Genomic DNA, 17,934 nt, shown 5'->3' with positions numbered 1-17,934 from the left:
GGTTGACAATTGTGCGTAAATAGGATATAATATAGGTATCGGTATGTAAAAATATACTTTAAATATACTTTAAATGCCTGTTTTCTACAGAAAGGATATGATGCCAATGTCACAATTTTCGGAACTTCTCAAAGAATACATAAAGAAAAAAGATATTACTATAAAAGCCCTTGCCGAAAAATGTGGTATCGACAGAACATATCTTCATAAGATACTCAAAGGGGAAAGGAAAGTGCCAAGCGTAGATTTTGTAGAAAATATAAGCTTGCAGCTCATGCTTTCCACAGAGGATAAAAGCAGGCTCATGGAGCTTTATAACATTTCTGAAATGGGGGAAGATGTCTACAATCGCCGTAAGCAGGTGTCAAAGATAATACACGATATGGCAAACACAAACATGGAAGAGCCTGACGCTCTGACTTTCAAGACAGAAGTTGATATTGACACTGTGCCTGAGATATCAATCTACACCGACAAACGTGAGCTTAGAAAAAACCTGCAGGTGCTTATATGCAGCGATGTTCATAATGGTTCTGACATTCAGGTCATCGCTCAGCCAACAGAGTTTCTTACCAATCTGCTGTCCATTGCCGCAGAAGGCAGCGAGTCTACCATAAACCATCTGTTCTTCTTTGACAACACCTCATACGAAAAAAACACCGCAAAATACAATCTGGATATTTTTCCGTTCATATGTCACCTTGCGCAAAAGCATGAAAAATATGAGGCTTTTTATTATTATGAGGGTGCGTCGGCATATTTCAACTCCACGAACATCATGCCAAACATAATGATAACGAATAATTTTCTGATCAGAACAGACAGCGATTATTGCGAGGGCGTTATATACAGATCTAAACCTATGGTAGAATTTTATATGCGGCAGTTTGAAAAGTTCAAGACAAAATGTGCAAAGCTTCTCGACCACGCTGTGAATATTCTGGAATATGTTTACTTTTGGTACGATGACAACGCAAATTTCATCGGCGTGGATTTTCAGCCATGCACCATGCTTTGTCTTACAGAGGATATATACAACGCCCATGCACTTTTGCCAGCTGACGCAAAGAAATTTGTAAAAGCAAAGCTCACCATGGGCAAAAAGGCTCTTTCTGAACACAAATTTGTAAATCTGTTCAGTGAAAAGGGTCTTGCAGAGTTTATGACGACGGGAGAGATCTTTGAGCTTCCGAGAAATTCATATACTTTTCCCACTCTTGCAGAACGCAAGATAATGCTACAGATAATGATATCGCTTTGTGAAAACGGCATGGCAGACTACAGGATAATAAAGGACGACTATTTTGCAGTGTCGAAAAATCTTTGTATCAACATTTCTGACAACACAAGTCTTAACATCGTTGCCAGAAACAACTGCTTCTCTGATTTTTCTTATTTGAAGATAAGCGAAACGAGCCTTGTTCAGGCTTTCTGGGATTATTTTCAGCACTTTATAGATTCTGACGCTGTTTGCTCACATGAAGAAACTATCGAGATACTCAGGTCTTATTTGTAAAAAATGGGCGACCAAAAGCCGCCCACTGTAATGATATTATTTAAGCTGTTCACGCATTAAAGTGAGCAGCTTTTTTTCTCGCCTTGACACCTGCACCTGCGACATACCAAGTTGTTTTGCCGTTTCCATCTGAGTTTTATTCTGAAAATATCTCAGGTATATAAGCTTTCTATCCTCCGCTTCAAGGGAAGATATGACTTGACGGAGAGAGAGCCTATCAGCAATTTCTATGTCAGGAGCATCAACAGGGATATCTATTTGTCCGTGGCGGTCGTCTTCATCTGAGCTTTCAGTAAGACTAACAGGGGGCAGGGCGACGTTCATGGCTAGAGTAACGGCTTCTTCGCTTTCTCCTGACAGCTCACAAAGCTCGCTTACTGTAGGTTCTCTCCCCTGCTGTATTGAAAATCTCTCACGCTCTCTTACAAGGCGCATGGAAAGCTCTTTTATGCTCCGTGACACTTTTATCGTGCCACCGTCACGGAAAAGCCTTTTTATCTCCCCTAGTATCACAGGCACTGCATAGGTGGAAAATTTCACACCACGGCCGCTGTCAAAGGCCTTCGCAGCTTTTACAAGACCTACACAGCCTGCGCCGTAGAGGTCGTCATACTCTATGCCACGGTTGCGGAAGCGGTTTGCGCACAGGTGAACAAGCCCCAGATTTTCTTCTGCAAGAGGGGTCTCGACTATGCTGCTCATTTTATACTCTTTCTTTCAAGTTTTTTTCAAGGATAAGGGTAGTTCCTTCTCCAAGCTTGCTGCGCACCTTCACTTTATCCATAAAGCTTTCCATGACCGCAAAGCCAAGACCTGCTCTTTCCTCCTCAGGTGCAGTGGTGAAAAGCGGCTGCATAGCCTGCTCGATATCAGCGATACCGCAGCCCTTATCCCTTATTTTTATGTAGACGTGTCTGTTCTCGAATATCCTTATCTGCATGAATATCTCCCCTAGGGTGTTTCGGTATCCGTGGACAATGGCGTTTGTGACTCCCTCTGACACTGCGGTCTTGACATCTGCAAGCTCGTCGATCTGAGGGTCAAGCTGAGTAAGGAAACCGCTGACTGCAACTCTAGCAAAGCGCTCATTTTCAGAATAGCTGGGAAAACTGACTTTCATTTCATTAAGGGGTTTTCGTTTCAATTTTATCACTCTCCTTTGTTTTGTCATCGGGGCTTTCATTCTGTTCCTGAGCTGCTTTCTTCTCTTGTATATACGGGGTCATATCCATAACTATCTTTGTGAGTCTGTGCATACCTGCAAGCTGCAAGACCTTTCGGATATAAGCAGGAGGCGACGCCACTATCACCTCGCCACCCATTTCTGACATTATCCTGTATCTGCCCATAACAAGTCCGATGCCTGAGCTATCCATAAAGGTCACCTGAGAATAGTCGAGGATAAGGGTAAGAGGGTTATGGCTTCTAATGGCTTTATCTATCTCTCCCCTGAAATATTTTGCTGTATGGTGGTCGATATCGCCGCATATCTCTGCCACAAGAGTTCTGGCTGACGGATAGTTTTTTATCTCCACATTCATGCTTTATCATTCCTTTCATCTTTTCGTTTTATCCGCTGAAAATATATTATCACTTACAGTGGGATTTTTTTGTCGCATTATTGCATGAATGGAAAAAGGGCATAAAAAAACAGGAACACACATTAGTGTGTCCCTGCCTAGGAAAATTATTATGTTCTATGCTTATGTATTAAAGTCCGTTAGGATTGTTCTTAATGAAGTTCCAGCTATCTGCTGTCATTTCATCAAGGCCATATTGTGCTTCCCAGCCAAAGACCTTCTTTGCCTTTGCTGTATCAGCATAGCAGGTTGCAATGTCGCCTGCACGTCTTGGTTTTACCACATATGGAAGCTTCTTTCCGCAGGCTTTTTCAAAGCTGTGAAGAACGTCATAAACGCTTGAGCCTTTTCCTGTGCCGAGGTTTACGGCTTCAACACCCTTGTTTTCCATTACATACTTGACTGCGCAAAGGTGACCCTTAGCAAGGTCAACAACGTGGATATAATCTCTTACACCTGTTCCGTCAGGAGTATCGTAATCGTCGCCGAACACACCGAGCTTTTCAAGCTTTCCTACTGCTACCTGACAGATGTAAGGAAGCAGATTGTTTGGTATACCGTTAGGGTCTTCGCCGATAAGTCCGCTCTTATGTGCGCCGATAGGGTTGAAGTATCTCAGAAGTGAAACTGACCAATCGTTGTCTGAAACATAAACATCTCTCAGTATCTGCTCTATCATTACCTTTGTATAGCCATAAGGGTTTGTTGCAGATGTAGGCATATCCTCCGTATATGGAGCTTTGTTCACAGGGCCGTAAACTGTTGCGGAAGATGAGAAAACTATCTTCTTACAGCCGTATTTTCTCATTGCCTTGATAAGCATGAGAGTGCCTGTAATGTTGTTATGGTAATATTCAACAGGCTTCTGAACAGATTCGCCAACCGCTTTAAGACCTGCAAAATGTATAACAGCGTCTATCTTGTTTTCTTCAAATATCTTTTCGAGCGCTGCAAGGTCAAGAAGATCCGCCTCATAAAAAGCAAAGTCCTTGCCTGTTATCTTCTTTATTCTGTTAAGAGCCTCCGGCTTTGAGTTTGAAAAGTTATCAACTATAACTACTTCATAGCCTGCTTCAAGAAGCTCAACGCAGGTGTGGCTTCCGATAAATCCTGCTCCGCCTGTAACGAGTATTTTTGCCATATTCTTTACCTCCCAAATATGTCAGGTTTTTTCTTACACTTACATTATACCATATTTTCACGTTTTTGCAATACCATTTTTGTTTCAAACACATGGATTTTTGTTGCAAAGAGAATAAAAATATGCTATCATATCTATAACAGACCATCTCACAGAAAGGAACACACAGAATGAATACAGACCGCCATTCCTTTAAATCAGACCAGACGGACGCACTTTCGCTGTCGGTATACAACGTGGGCTATGAAAAATGTCAGGGGCTTCACAGTTGGGGAAGCGGCGTTCGTGACCATTATCTTATCCACCACATCATAAGTGGCAAGGGCGTATACAAAACACCGCAGGGAGAGTATCACCTTAGCGCAGGGGACACTTTTCTCATTTACCCCTACACTGTTATAACATACACTGCCGACAAGAACGACCCATGGGAATACTACTGGGCAGGCTTCAACGGCTCTGACGCTGAATTTATCCTTGATCGTGCAGGCTTCACAAGAGAGTGTCCCGTTATCTCCGCAGACTTTGGAAGCGAGCTTAAAGACAGTCTTGAACGCATTTATCGTCTTAGTGGAAACAGAAGCTCAGACCTTGTGAAAATGACAGGTCAGCTTTACATCACGCTGGGCATTCTTATGGAACGCTCGGGAAGTCAAAGCCGTTCGGGGAGCACCGCAAAGGGATATGTCACAAAGGCGAAAAACTACATTGCACACAACTACACCCTTGGGATAGGGGTCGAGAATGCCACCGATTTCGTTGGCGTGAGCCGTGCCACGCTATATCGAGCTTTCATGGAATACGAGGGGCTTTCTCCTGCACAGTATATAACTGATTTCCGTGTGAACGCCGCCTGCCGTTTGCTGGAAGAAACTGAGCTTCCTGTGTCGGCCGTGGCAAGGTCGGTAGGCTATAATGACAGCCTTTATTTTTCAAGGATATTCCACAAGACAAAGGGTGTGTCACCTACGGAATACAGGGCTGACGCTTTGTGTACAAAAGGTGAAAACAAGGCGTTTTCGGTTGACAAGGGTATATAAATGAGATATAATAAATAGGTATAATTAGCTACGAAAGGGTCTTAAACAATGAATTTCTTTATGGTCGGCTCGTTTTTCATGCTTTTCATGCTCAACGCAGGCTGGACTTCTAATTACGTTATAAAGCTTGTAGGCTTTTTATTTTTCGCAGTGGGAACGGCTGAGGCTGAAGAACGCACTGACGCTTTCGCACATCTTAAAAAGCCTGCTTACACTTCTTCCGCTATGTGCGCTCTTGCGGTGGTATGTCAGCTTCTATTGAAGCTTCTCTCCCCTGCGGCAATGGCGGCGAACGTTATAAGCATTTTGCTGTCGGCGGCAACTGTCTATATGTCACTGAACCTTATGAGAATGTTCCTTGTGGCGCTTGACAGCCACAGAGAGCTTGTGGAAGACGTTTCAAACATTGTAAGGCTTCAGGGCAGTTTCAACAAGCTTGCTCTCATGACGTTTATTTACTTTGGGGGCGACCTGCTTAACAGGCTAATACCAATAGAGTTCGTCACCACCTTTGCAGGCGTTATTGCGGCAATAGCAAAGATACTTGTGTATATTTTCCTGCTCATCATGCTTTACAACTTCAACAAGCTGAGGACAGATTATGAAAAACGCCGTGAAAGAGAAAACAAATAAGGATATTTCAAGAACGTCATGTTCACAAATGGCGTTCTGTTTTGTGTATAAAGGCAACAAAGAATAGGAGAACGAAAAATGCTATCAATAATAATACCAAGCTATAACGAGGAAGGCAACGTTGCAAAATGTGCTTCTGTTGTTTCAAAGCTTCTCAGCGAAAACGGTATAGACTATGAGCTTGTTTTTGTAAACGACGGCTCAAAGGACAGAACATGGGATATAATCTCAAACCTTGCACGCAATGACGAGCATATCGTGGGCGTGAACTTTTCAAGAAACTTCGGCAAGGAAAGTGCAATTTTCGCAGGACTTGAAACTGCAAAGGGCGACGCTTGCGTTCTGCTGGACTGTGATTTGCAGTTCCCGCCTGAGGTCATAATCGAGATGTACAACATCTGGAAAAACAATGACGTTGACATTGTTGAGGGCAGAAAAAATTCCCGTGGAAAGGAAAACCCTGTATACAAATTTTTCTCTCTGTGGTTTTACAAGATGATAAACAAGTCAAGCGGACTCGACATGGAAGCGGCTTCCGATTTCAAGCTTCTTGACAGGGCTGTGGTAGATTCACTGAATGCAATGCCTGAAAGACTGACGTTTTTCAGAGCAATGTCAAGCTGGGTAGGTTACAAGACGGAGCGTGTATATTTTGACGTTGCTGACAGAGAGATAGGCGAATCAAAGTGGTCTGTAAAGGGGCTTTTCAAATTCGCCATAAACAGCATAACCTCTTTTACCTCTGCGCCTTTGCAGATAGTGACAGTATGCGGTGTTATAACGTTTATTTTCTCTGTCATACTGGGACTTCACACCCTTATCAAAAAGCTTATCGGTGCGTCGGCGGCAGGCTTTTCAACTGTCATAATCCTACAGCTTCTCACATCGAGTATAATAATGTTCAGTCTTGGAATAATAGGCTTTTATCTCTCAAAGATATACGAGGAGATAAAACAGCGACCTAGATACATAATCCGTGATATTATAAGAAAAGACGACGAGGAGAAAAAGAATGGAAAAGACTAAGACATCTCCCCTTTCATTTATAAAAAAATGGTGCTATGATAAGCGGCTGTACTTTTTGGTGTTTTTTCTGCCTGTGGCAATAATGTTTTCAGCCTATGCGTTTTTCAAGATACACCCTATCGGTGACAGCTCGGTGCTTGTACTTGATTTGAACGGTCAGTATGTTTACTACTACGAGCAGTTCCGTGACGCTTTCCATGGCAATGGCAGTTTTATCTACAACTGGTCACGAAACCTCAGCGGAGAAATGTTCGGTGTGTTTGCATATTATCTTGCAAGCCCTTTTATGCTGATACTTGTGCTGCTGCCGAGAACGATGATGGCGACCTCTATCCTTATTTTACAGCTTGCAAAGATAGGCACGGCGGCTGTGACGTTCATGTTCTTCTTAAAAAAGATATCAGTGCAGAAGCCTAAAACTATCTCACTTATCATATTCCCTACCATGTATGCTCTTATGTCATACATGGTGGTACAGCTTATGGATCCTATGTGGCTTGACGGACTTATCTATCTGCCGCTTATATGCTGGGGCGTTCACAGGCTCGTTGATGAGGGCAAGCTTGTGCCTTATATAGTGCCGCTGGCGCTTATGTTCATTGCACATTTCTACATCGGCTATATGGTGGGAATTTTCACGTTTTTCTACTTCTGCTGGTACTGTCTTTCAAGAGAGGGCAGGATATTGCCAAAAAAGTTCTTCTCACGCTGTGTGGCTTTCGGTATCGGCACGCTTGTTGCGCTTATGTGTGCGGCGTTCGTTCTTATAACCGTTTACAATTCTTTGAAGCTTGGCAAATTTGAGTTCACTGACCCTGATTTCTCACTTGCAACGCAATTTGATTTCCTTACGTTCATAACAAAGCTTTTCCCAATGTCATATGACACTGTTTACCCTGAGGGTATGCCTATGATATACTGCGGAACGGCTGTATTGATACTTGTTCCGCTATTCTTTATGAACGACAGGATAACAATGAAAGAAAAGACCTCCACAGGTCTGCTCACTTTCCTGCTTGTTTTACTAATGTATATAAAGCCTGCGGACATGGCGATGCACGGCTTCCAAGTGCCGAACTGGCTGCCTTACAGATATTCTTTCATATTTTCATTCCTGATGATAGTAATGGCATTCAGGGCGTTTGAGAACCTCGAGGGCATAACTGCAAAGAACATCGGCGGAATTTTCTTCGGACTTATGGTATTCCTCTTTTGGTGTGAGCGTGAGAACTACTCTCACTTCCAGCTTTTTGAAACAAAGACAAGTGAAACAGGCGACACCACAAACGTTATACAAGGCATATGGGTATCCATGATAGCGCTGGCGGCATATTTCGCACTTATCTATCTTATCAAGAAATATCCAAAATCAAAGGCTGTTTGTATCGTAATGGTAGGCGTTCTTGCGGTCGAGCTTTTTGCAAACAGCGCTGACACTATCGACAAGATAGACACTGACGTTGCATACAGCAAATACACCTCTTATGAACCTTACATGACGCAGACGAGAAACGCTGTGTCAATGATGAAGGAATATGACCCGTCGCTCTTTTACCGCATGGAGGCAACTTTCCACAGAACCGTGAACGACCCTATCGGAACAGGCTACAAGGGCATTTCACATTCAAGCTCAACGATGAACGCACCTGCCCTTATGATGCTCCACAAGCTTGGCTATGCTTACGGCGGACACTACACAAAATATGACGGCACAACTTTCATAACCGACGCTCTGTTTGACATAAAATATCTTATGGACAAAACGGGCAACACCTCTTTTGTAGGCACAAGAGTTAAAGTCCCTGAGGAATACAAGCTCACTACAGAATACACTGAGGGCGACGCAACATATAAATTCTACAACAACCCTAACGCTCTTGGTCTTGGCATGGTATCGTCACCGAGTATTGAGGACGTGTCACTTTCTGAAGATAATCCTTTTGAAAATCAGAACATGGTATTCAACGCCCTCGCAGGCACAACAAAGGAATATTTCACAAAGATACCTGTTATAAACAGCGAAATGGAGAACGTTTCTACATCTCAGCTCACTGACGGACACACGAAATACTTCCCTACAGACACTTCCATTGCAGAATGTCACATTGACTATGTTGTGAAAATGGATAAGGACTCATATCTTTATATGTATCTTCCAACCAAATATGAGCGTTCCTGCAACGTGTGGATACAGGACGAGGACGATTATATGGACGGCTCTGAGCCTATGGAATATGCAGGTCAGTTCTTTGTGGGCGACAATTATTCCATTATGAATCTTGGCAAATTCTATGAGGGGCAGGAGCTTCGCATACGCATAACGGTGGCAAATGACGATAACGAAGCTTACTGGAAAGACCAGCTTTTCTACACCTTTGATTATGACAGCTTTGCACAGACCTGCGCTGATATGCAGAAAAATGTGCTTGAGGTCACAAGCTTTAAGGACACTTATCTTGAGGGCACTGTTAATGCTGAAAATGACGGCTCTGTACTGTTCACGACCATACCATACGAAAACGGCTGGACTATTACTGTGAACGGCAAAAAGGTGACGGCTGAAAAAACTCTTGACAGCCTTATAACTATCCCTTTGGAGCAGGGTGAAAACAAGATAACAATGAAGTTCTCCCCTGACTATTGGAAGGTATCTCTTATCATAACGGGCTTTGGTGTTGCCCTGCTGGTGCTTATATTCCTGTTTGAATATAAGCGTGGAAAAGTCATGAAAAAGGTGCTTGCAAAAGCTAACTTTACGGCTGAGAGCAGTGAGAAAGCCACAACCCCTGTGATAAATGACACAACTGATACAACGGACGAGCCGCTGAGGATATACCGCCCTGACAATGATGATGACGAAAAGCTTCGGCACATAAACGAGATGATGAAAAATATTCTCGGTGAGGACGAGGATAGCGGCAAAAACGATAAATAGCGACGAAAGCTGCGAAAAAAATCTATTGACAAGGCTTTTATAAAATAGTATTATAATAGGGACGGAAATTCTATCCGCCCCTATTTTTTCGGACAGCGGATAAAGACTTCACAAATGAAAGGACTAATCAAAATGGCAAAAAAGATCTACACAAAGAAGCTTACATATGCAGGAATGTCCCTGTGTCTGCTGAGTTTTTTCGCATTTATTCTCTCGGCAGCAGGCGCTTTGGCTGACCCTGTGGGAAAGCTCGTTTACAACAACGTTTTCACAAACAAGATAGACTTTTTGTTCACCCCTGACATTTTCGCTTATGTGAACACCTATGGTCTTTCATGCGCACTCGCCATATTCAGCCTTGTGGCGTTTTTCACATCTGCAAGAGCAAAGGGCAAGAAAAAGCTTGATGGTGCATTCGCAGGCTTTCTTATCCTTTTCCCGCTTGTTGTGATGATAACAAAGGGCATAATGATATACTATGTTACGGTAAAAGGTCACTTCTCAAACGCTATAACAATGGGCTATGACAATGACAAGTTCAGGGTAGCCCTTTCACTTGCTGATGACGTTCTGCCATTTATTGCGGCTTTCCTGCTTTTTATCGGTGGACTTGTTATTGCAGGCAGACTTATGGGCGAAGATTTCGCCGTTGAGATACCTGTTGCCGCAAAGACGCCTGACAATGCCCCTGCGCCTATCCCAATGACTACACCGCAAGAACAGAGTTTTGCTCAGCCTGATATGTCACAGTTCAGAAAGCCCGACAATGCCGAGCCTGTTATGTCACAGAGCGTAGTTGAGCCTGAGATGCCACAACAGACAGAGCCTATAGAACCACCTACTGAAACGGCTGAACAGCCTGTCGAGCAGACCGCACCTGAAAAGTGTCCTCATTGTGGCTCAGAGCTGAAGAGCGGAGCCAAATTTTGCAGCGTTTGCGGAAACAAGGTCTAAAAAGCTACACCAATACACTTCCATAAAAAATACGGCATATGCCACTTTTTCGGTGACATATGCCGTGTTTCATTTTTACTGTTCTGATACGCTGGGGCTTGCAAGACCATGCTTTACTCGGTCACGGACCTCCGCTCTCTTTGCGTCGTTAAATCTGTCGAGAGTTCCAACAAGATAGCCTGTTATTCTTCTTATACGCTGAAAAGGCACGTCTGCAAAGTGATAATCAACGTCAACAAAGTCGCCGTCTATTTTTAGGTCGATAGTCTGGATAGTCTTTTCAGGGTAAAGCTTCTGCGCCCTGTCGATATATGAATTTATCTCTGCCTGGGACATCTCCCCGCCTGTTACGTTCACATTTACCATTTTACATTACCTCCATTTTTCTTTGTTATACATATTGTTGCCACAATAAAAGGATACCACAATATCTTGTACTTGTCAATAGTTAATACCTACAAAGCACATGAGTATATTTTGTAGGGTATGCCTGCATGGTCAGCCTTTCATTTCTTCTCTTATGCCTCGCCAATCGGGACAGAACTTTCCCACCAAAGCCCAGAAATCCTTGCTGTGATCCATAAAGACCAAGTGGCAAAGCTCGTGGAGGCAGACATAATCAATGCACTCTCTGCGGAAAACGATAAGCTTTGAGTTTATGGAAATATGCCTGTTTGAGATACATCTTCCCCAGCTTGCTGTCAGCGGTTTTATTGTGACCTTTTCAGGCACAAGTCCTGTGGAGGCAGACATTTTCTGCATACTTTTTGTTATCTCCGCCACTGTGAGATCGTTTATGAACTTGGTGGTCTGCTCTTTTACATAGGTCTGGTCGCTGGTCTTGTTCACGGCAATGAGAAGCTTGCCGTCCTCTATCTTAGGAGAAAAATACTTATCAGCTTGAACAAGGGTCAGGGTAAGCTCGTTCCCCAAAAGTCTGAGCCTTTCGCCATGGCAGAAATCTTTCGGCAGACCCACCGCCGCCTTGTCTTTTTGCTCCTTTATCCAGCCCAGATTGTTATTAATAAAGCTTTCAAGCTGCTGCTTTGAACAGCCGTAAGGCACACGCACTGTCAAAGTGCCGTCACGCATACCCATATTAAGGCGACTTCTTTTGGCAACGTCAAGGATAAAGTCTATGCGCTCTCCGTTTTTATCCTCGATAAAAGTATTATATTTCGGCACTTCAAAGCCCCCATATCCAAAAACGCCGCACATTCTTTTGTGCGGCGCTGTATTTTTTACCACTGTACTGCTATAGAGCTGTCTGTTGTAAGATAATCCTTATAAATATATCCTGTGAGTGGACCGTCTATGTTCATGAAATTTATCTTCACATATCCGTTATCCTCATATTCAAGAACGTTTACCTGAACGCCCGGTGACATACAAACGATATTCTCAGCGTCATTATCAGGTGCCACATGAAGATAAGCATACTCTGTGACATACATTACTTCAAGCACATCTGTCTGACTAGACTCGTCGCTGGACACATCTGTTACCGCACCGCTTTCGTCCACACTGCTGTTATCAGTAACGGACGTATCCGCAGGGGCGGCGCTGTTCACCGGTTCAGCCACAGACTCGTTTGTATTTATAGTAGCAGTATTTATACCCTTTGGCACTTCTGAACTATTGCTTGCAAAAAGCCCCTTGGCAAGCAGAAGTATCACGCACAGCACAAATATGCCCACGACGATTATTGCGACAACGCTCGCCGTATTTCCCGAAGCCTTGTGGGAAACATTATTCTTGTTATTATCCATATATTGCACGGCACAAGCCGCCGCATTTCGCCTCCTTTTGCAGGAATACACCTGCCCACCCGCAAACAAAGCACAGGTACATAAATATATTATAATATTTTTATTCATCAATGTCAATGACAGTTTAATTACAATATTGTCACATTTCACCCTTCAAACCCTCTTCTTGAGATATTTGCCATATTCACGCTGATATTTTGACATTATAGCCAAATAGGAGTTTGCTAATTTGATTAAAATACATATTAACAGAATCAGCAAAATGTGATATAATGAATTTTAAGGGCGTGCCTTGGGAGGCGTTGCCCCTACAGTATAAAAGCAAGGGGGCAGGAAATTGCATAAAAAAATCATCTGCGGTGCATTGTCTGCTGCAATGTTCCTGACCCTTTTTTCAGCCTGCGGTCGATTTGAAGAGAGCGTGGTCAATACTGAAAACTCCTCGTTTATCGAACAAGAGGAAGTCGTTGACAGCCCTGCAAAGATATTTTTCTCAGCATGGAACGGCAGTGAGATAACCGCTGACACGGCTAGAGAGCATGGTATGCTTTTCATGGACTCTTCAGAAGAAAGCGATATGCGCTGGGCTGAGTTCTGTGAGTGCGTAAAAAGCGGCACTGAGGCTGAGATAACAGTATGCACAAGCACGCAGGTGATACATGCTGAAAGCTCTTTGGAGGGGGACAGCGGTGTTCTTACCATAGAATCTGAGGACTTTTCTGAGGGCAGCATGAAGCTTTTCTCAAAAAAGCTTTCTGCCGACAGCCTTTACAGCGTTTGTGAAAACGGCTTGACGGTATATTACGCAGGAAGCAACAAGCTTTATCAGACAGAGAATGTAACAAGTGAGCTTACAGACGTTCCTTTTGAGCAAAAGATATACAAGTGCAGCAGTGAAGCCAACATGACATTTCCCTATCAAAAAATGTTCTCAAATTATGATGATTTCAGTGAATATTATTTGAAATACAATAGTGAGCTGCAAATTCAGGAAATGAAAAAGGATATGGAAGCTTTTGAAAAAGAGGGCGGCTTCAACAACCATGTTATTTTTCTAAAAGGAGAGCTTTCTGGATATGAGCATATCGACTATGAAGTAGTAAGGGCGGTCAAAGACAAGGATTCCCTTTTCATATATGTGGCTAAAGAGATACCCGAGAACAAAGCAGGGGCGACTTCAAAGCGGCAGATAACTGTCACAGTGCCGTCAGAGTATCTTGACGAGATAAGCCCCAAAAACATAAAATGGATAGTTTTCACACAAGAGTGACAAAAGGCGGACAAGGTGTCTGCCTTTTTTTATTCTGAAAGTTGACAGATAAAATCATTAGTATTATAATAAGGTCAACACCTCATAAGGAGATATTTATATGAAGCTTTTTTACCCTGAGATATTTGATGAATTTGTCTGCACAGGCTCGCAGTGTTCTGACAACTGCTGTATGACCGATTGGGATATCGAGATAGACGAGGACACCTACGGCTTTTACAAAAAGCTTGACAATGACATAGGCAGGAAGTTTGTGAACTCAGTTACGGAAGACGAGGGCGTGAAATATCTTGTCCACTGCGACGGCAAATGCCCTATGCTCAACGAAAAGGGGCTTTGCTCTGTTCAGCTTGCTTACGGTGAGGAAAACATCTCAGACATATGCCGTGAACACCCAAGGTTTTACGAGTGGTTTGGAGATTACAAGGAGGCAGGCGTGGGACTTGCCTGCGAAGAAGCTGTGAGAATGTATCTTTCTGATGATGAGCCTGTGAGATTTTTTACCAAAGAGATAGATGAAGAGCCTGACGACCTTGAGTTCGATCCCAAGCTTCTTGAAACCATGCTTTTTGCACGGACGGCTTTCATTGACCTGCTTCAAAACAGGGAATATTCTCTCCATGACAGGCTTGTGAACGTTCTTTCAGCGTCAGCGGAGATACAATATGCTCTTGACGAAGAGGATACAGAGGAGATAAAAGCCATTGCCCAGGAGCTTTCCCACCCTGAGATAATTGCAGAGCGTGTGGAGAGTTTGAAAAAGGCTTTGCCTGAAAAGCCTTTGGAAAATGCCGAAAAAATGCTTTTGTATCTTGAACGTCTTGACTTTATAGGCGACATTCTCCCACAGCAGATAAAAGACGCAAGCCGCTTTGTGAAAAAGCTTTCCGCACCCTTAAAGGCTCAGACGAGCGGTGAGTACGAAAAGCTTGCGGTATATTTTGTATACAGATATTTTCTTAAAGCTGTGAGAGATTTCGACCTGCTGTCAAAAATAAAGGCTATGATAGTGTTCGTTTTTGCCGCAGAGGTAATAAACCTCAGTCGTGAGCAGGACGCTCCCGCACGCTTTGAAACCGTCAAGGAGCTTTGCAAGGAGATAGAATACTCAGGTGACAACATGGACAGGATATATGACGACAGCTATCTTTCAGATATTTTCTCTGATATTTCTATGCTTGCACTTCTTGAATGGACGCTTTAGAGAAGAAGGTAACCAAGCGCCAGAAGAAGCTTTATGTCTGCGCCCTGCTTGTATAATATGTAAATAAGCAGACCGATAAGGGCTTTTTCCTCGTCTATCTTTATATCGCCTAAATTCCCCCCAAGCAGACCGCTCAAAAGCGAGCTGCTCTGAGGGGCTTTTTGTGGGCTATGAGCATTCTGAGTGCGAGGGGTTTCCTCTGCTTTAGGTGGTGCAGGCTCGCTATTAGGGCTTGCGCCCACAATGCTTCGTGAACGCCTTTGCATTTCTCTCACACGGCGAATGGCTTCCTCCTGCATGGTGGTAAAATTATTGTCATCAGAATAAGCCAAGCAGATCACCTCCCAGAAGTCCGCTTTCTTTCAGTGCGGGATACACCGCAAAAAGCTTGAATATTTTTATGAGCCTGTCTATTTTCGCCTGATTTTCTTCTTTCAGCAGAGGTCGCAGAGCAAGAAGAAGCTGGATATTTTTATCGGGCTTTGAAGCCGACTGCATAATGCTTTGTATCTTCATAAGCTTTGCAATATCAAGACCCCCTGCCTGTGTCGCTTGCGCAGGCTTGCTTTCCGCAGGCGGAGAAATGCCCCCCAGGCTTTGAAGAAGCTGAGAAAAGTCCATGTTCTGTGGACTTTGGGTTGGTGCTTCACTTTTACCGCCCTGCTCTCCCTGTCCGCCGTTATCCGCCGTGAGCATATCCGCAAGCTCCTTTATCTGCTTCATGCTTTCCTCGTCATTAAGCACATTCTGTATTTTGTTCATCAGATCGTCCAATTATTTCACCGCCTGTTCAAGCTTTTGCCCTGCAAAATACTATTTTCCCTGAAGCTTTTTGAATATCGCCCTTGCCTGCGGTGAGGACAATATTTTCTCGGCAGTTTTCGGATCTGACAAAGCCTTTTGAAGCATCATAGCCTCGTTTTGCGGCATACCCTGAAGTGCCCTGTCATAAACTCCGCTTTCAAGCTGACCTTTCAGCACATCAGGGGTGGTGCCTAGCTTTTTGGAAGCCACTGCAAGAAGTGCCTGCATGGCTTTTGGATCCATGGAATTGAAGCTGTTTTTTGCGCTCATAAAAAATTCTCCTTTTTTCTATAGTATTTATAAATATTTATGTTATAATATTGCTTGTTATAACTGGTAAAGGGGTGTAACTATGAGAATAATCGTTTTTTCGGATACTCATGGAAATTATTCTGCAATGCACAAAATATTCAAGAGAAACGGCGACGCTGACCTGTTTATTTTTCTTGGTGACGGCGAACGTGACCTTGACAGCCTGAGAGTGCAGTATCTTGACAAAAAGATAGTAAACGTATCAGGAAACTGCGACTTTGCTTCGCTCACTCCCGAAAATGACATATACATGACCGATGACGGTATAAAGATATTTTTCACCCATGGCCACAAGTGGGGCGTGAAATACTCTACCGACAGACTTTTTTACAAAGCCAAGGAAATAGGCGCACAGATAGCACTTTTCGGACACACACACTGCCGCTACTATGCCTATGAGGAGGGTATCCACATTTTAAACCCCGGCAGTGCAGGTCAGCCGAGAGACGGCAAGCCTGCAAGCTATGCCTATATTGACATTACAAAGGACGGTGGCATATTCTGTAGTCACGTTGACCTATAATATGCTCAGGACTTAGATCTTGTTAAGGCAATACCGCACAAAGATTGTGCGTCAGATGCGTAGTCAGATTTTTTGTCAGATTGCATAAAAATTCCGCAGGCATACTGTCGTATGTCAAGGGATTTTTGTGTGATATGACGGAAAATCTGCAAGCAGATGGCGTGCAAAGCCGTCAGGCAGGCTTTGTGCGGTGTTGCCTTAAACAAAAAGCGGACGAACACTTTTCATGTTCGCCCGCATTTTTATGCTAAAAATTATTCTGATATCTCTTTTCTTACCCTTTCAAGCTCATCAAGGAACATCTGATCCGCATGGCTAAGGCGGTAATTGCTCTGATAGATAAGAACGTCCTTATTGGTCTTTTTGAAGCTATGACAAACTCTTTGCACAAGGCCATAACGCTTCAATATCTCCTTTGGCAGAGGACTTACCCACATGAATGAGTCCGGACAAGCCGAGAGGATATCGAACTGACTTCCTCTCTCATAAACGTAAATATGTCTGCTGTGATTATTCAGCTCAGCGTTTTTCTTCTGGTAAGTCGCTGAGATGTTCGGCACGATATTATCGCCGTGCAATACCTCTATGTATTTATCCAAAACAGTTTCGTTTATCTCTTTTTCTTTAGCAAGCTGGCTGTTTTCGCTTGTGATAAGTACATAATCGAACTCCCACACGTTATGATATTTCAGATTTTTCTCTTCTATCATAGACATGAAAAAGCTCTCATATGCCACAGGATAACGGATTATACCCATGTTATATTCGCATTCCACCACTGCGTTTATGGCTTCCATGGAGTTTGTTTCCCTTATTTTTGCGTCAAGCTCCACATTCGTGCCTAACTTGTTCACAAAGCAAGTGAAAGCGTGGGTTATATAGCTTGCCCTTGGCAAAAGCAGAGAGAAGTTCACAGCGTTTTCACCATTATCCTTATAAAGGCTCTCCATTTTATCCATTTGCACAAGTATGGCCTTGGCATACTGCAGGAACTGTTTGCCCTTTTCTGTGGCAACAACACCCTTTGCGCTTCTTTTAAAAATCGGTATGCCAACTTCTCTTTCCATTTCCTTTATGGCTTTTGAAAGGTTAGGCTGACCCATATAAAGTGCTGAAGCTGCTTTTGTGATAGACCCAAGTCTTTCGACCTCTACCATATATCTGAGATGAGTTAAATTCATAGTTTCCCCTTCTTTGTTATCGGTATATAAAATAATAAGGCTGTCA

The 17,934-nt window shown here is 43.3% G+C and carries 20 protein-coding genes; 9 read left to right on the top strand and 11 right to left on the bottom strand.

All coding sequences use genetic code 11. From position 1 onward, the window contains the following. Positions 1-73: 73 nt before the first annotated feature. On the top strand, positions 74-1,516 hold the full coding sequence (locus DWW81_RS04050) for a helix-turn-helix transcriptional regulator (protein WP_117896789.1): 1,443 nt from the start codon (positions 74-76) through the stop codon (positions 1,514-1,516). Positions 1,517-1,552: 36 nt separating this feature from the next. Here DWW81_RS04050 and DWW81_RS04045 read toward each other — a convergent pair whose 3' ends face one another. The 4 genes from DWW81_RS04045 to galE form a co-directional block, all read right to left on the bottom strand. Further along, positions 1,553-2,218 carry a sigma-70 family RNA polymerase sigma factor gene (locus tag DWW81_RS04045; RefSeq protein WP_117896788.1) on the bottom strand — a complete coding sequence of 222 codons (666 nt, stop codon included), beginning with the start codon at positions 2,216-2,218 and terminating at the stop codon, positions 1,553-1,555. A gap of 1 nt (position 2,219) precedes the next feature. Then, positions 2,220-2,636, bottom strand: a complete 417-nt coding sequence (gene spoIIAB / locus DWW81_RS04040) for an anti-sigma F factor (protein WP_117896787.1) — start codon at positions 2,634-2,636, stop codon at positions 2,220-2,222. Between the two features lie 4 nt (positions 2,637-2,640). Then, the gene (locus DWW81_RS04035) at positions 2,641-3,057 is read right to left on the bottom strand and encodes an anti-sigma factor antagonist (RefSeq protein WP_117896786.1); all 417 of its coding nucleotides are present in this window, start codon (positions 3,055-3,057) and stop codon (positions 2,641-2,643) included. 169 nt (positions 3,058-3,226) lie between these two features. Next, complete coding sequence (gene galE / locus DWW81_RS04030) at positions 3,227-4,237, bottom strand: UDP-glucose 4-epimerase GalE (protein WP_038670643.1); 1,011 nt, start codon at positions 4,235-4,237, stop codon at positions 3,227-3,229. Between the two features lie 170 nt (positions 4,238-4,407). On the opposite strand from galE, the gene DWW81_RS04025 reads away from it, so the two are divergent. From DWW81_RS04025 to DWW81_RS04005, 5 genes are all read left to right on the top strand, one after another. After that, a complete protein-coding gene (locus DWW81_RS04025; protein WP_022286529.1) occupies positions 4,408-5,277 on the top strand; it encodes an AraC family transcriptional regulator in 870 nt (289 codons plus the stop codon). A 48-nt stretch (positions 5,278-5,325) separates the two neighbouring features. Next, positions 5,326-5,910, top strand: coding sequence for a hypothetical protein (locus DWW81_RS04020; protein WP_117896785.1), 585 nt, complete (start codon positions 5,326-5,328; stop codon positions 5,908-5,910). A gap of 78 nt (positions 5,911-5,988) precedes the next feature. Further along, positions 5,989-6,936: a glycosyltransferase family 2 protein gene (locus DWW81_RS04015; protein WP_117896784.1), complete on the top strand. Its 948-nt coding sequence runs from the start codon at positions 5,989-5,991 to the stop codon at positions 6,934-6,936. Beyond that, positions 6,923-9,871: a YfhO family protein gene (locus tag DWW81_RS04010; RefSeq protein WP_117896783.1), complete on the top strand. Its 2,949-nt coding sequence runs from the start codon at positions 6,923-6,925 to the stop codon at positions 9,869-9,871. The genes DWW81_RS04015 and DWW81_RS04010 overlap by 14 nt, the downstream gene beginning before the upstream one ends. 132 nt (positions 9,872-10,003) lie before the next feature. Continuing rightward, entirely contained in the window at positions 10,004-10,825 is an 822-nt protein-coding gene (locus DWW81_RS04005; protein WP_181982660.1) for a zinc ribbon domain-containing protein, read from the top strand. A 75-nt stretch (positions 10,826-10,900) separates the two neighbouring features. On the opposite strand, the gene nrdD is transcribed toward DWW81_RS04005, so the two are convergent. From nrdD to DWW81_RS03990, 3 genes are all read right to left on the bottom strand, one after another. Beyond that, positions 10,901-11,191 (bottom strand): anaerobic ribonucleoside-triphosphate reductase, encoded by a 291-nt coding sequence (gene nrdD, locus DWW81_RS04000; RefSeq protein ID WP_117857504.1) that lies wholly within the window; start codon positions 11,189-11,191, stop codon positions 10,901-10,903. Between the two features lie 132 nt (positions 11,192-11,323). Beyond that, on the bottom strand, positions 11,324-12,073 hold the full coding sequence (locus tag DWW81_RS03995) for a SprT family zinc-dependent metalloprotease (RefSeq protein WP_117896781.1): 750 nt from the start codon (positions 12,071-12,073) through the stop codon (positions 11,324-11,326). Beyond that, positions 12,067-12,594, bottom strand: a complete 528-nt coding sequence (locus DWW81_RS03990) for an SH3 domain-containing protein (RefSeq protein WP_117876333.1) — start codon at positions 12,592-12,594, stop codon at positions 12,067-12,069. Before DWW81_RS03990 ends, DWW81_RS03995 begins: the two co-directional genes overlap by 7 nt. A gap of 337 nt (positions 12,595-12,931) precedes the next feature. On the opposite strand from DWW81_RS03990, the gene DWW81_RS03985 reads away from it, so the two are divergent. Together DWW81_RS03985 and fliB are read left to right on the top strand one after the other, a co-directional pair. Then, on the top strand, positions 12,932-13,864 hold the full coding sequence (locus DWW81_RS03985; RefSeq protein ID WP_117896780.1) for a hypothetical protein: 933 nt from the start codon (positions 12,932-12,934) through the stop codon (positions 13,862-13,864). 100 nt (positions 13,865-13,964) lie between these two features. Next, positions 13,965-15,068, top strand: a complete 1,104-nt coding sequence (fliB, locus tag DWW81_RS03980) for a flagellin lysine-N-methylase (protein WP_117896779.1) — start codon at positions 13,965-13,967, stop codon at positions 15,066-15,068. On the opposite strand, the gene DWW81_RS03975 is transcribed toward fliB, so the two are convergent. The 3 genes from DWW81_RS03975 to DWW81_RS03965 are packed head-to-tail and all read right to left on the bottom strand — an operon-like array spanning position 15,065 to position 16,142. After that, on the bottom strand, positions 15,065-15,409 hold the full coding sequence (locus DWW81_RS03975) for a hypothetical protein (protein ID WP_242989560.1): 345 nt from the start codon (positions 15,407-15,409) through the stop codon (positions 15,065-15,067). The two genes, fliB and DWW81_RS03975, sit on opposite strands and share 4 nt — an antisense overlap. Then, the gene (locus DWW81_RS03970) at positions 15,387-15,842 is read right to left on the bottom strand and encodes a hypothetical protein (RefSeq protein WP_242989559.1); all 456 of its coding nucleotides are present in this window, start codon (positions 15,840-15,842) and stop codon (positions 15,387-15,389) included. The genes DWW81_RS03975 and DWW81_RS03970 overlap by 23 nt, the downstream gene beginning before the upstream one ends. 39 nt (positions 15,843-15,881) lie before the next feature. Next, entirely contained in the window at positions 15,882-16,142 is a 261-nt protein-coding gene (locus DWW81_RS03965) for a hypothetical protein (RefSeq protein WP_117896777.1), read from the bottom strand. Between the two features lie 82 nt (positions 16,143-16,224). Here DWW81_RS03965 and DWW81_RS03960 point away from each other — a divergent pair, with 82 nt between their 5' ends. After that, on the top strand, positions 16,225-16,707 hold the full coding sequence (locus tag DWW81_RS03960) for a metallophosphoesterase (protein WP_022286542.1): 483 nt from the start codon (positions 16,225-16,227) through the stop codon (positions 16,705-16,707). 254 nt (positions 16,708-16,961) lie between these two features. Here the strand turns inward: DWW81_RS03960 and DWW81_RS03955 are convergent, their stop codons facing one another. Continuing rightward, positions 16,962-17,888 carry a LysR family transcriptional regulator gene (locus DWW81_RS03955; protein WP_022286543.1) on the bottom strand — a complete coding sequence of 309 codons (927 nt, stop codon included), beginning with the start codon at positions 17,886-17,888 and terminating at the stop codon, positions 16,962-16,964. Between the last annotated feature and the right edge of the window lie 46 nt (positions 17,889-17,934).

It is taken from the genome of Ruminococcus sp. AF17-1AC (assembly GCF_003461385.1).
Lineage (GTDB): Bacteria > Bacillota > Clostridia > Oscillospirales > Ruminococcaceae > Hominimerdicola > Hominimerdicola aceti.
This window is presented reverse-complemented; position numbering and strand designations above follow the sequence as displayed.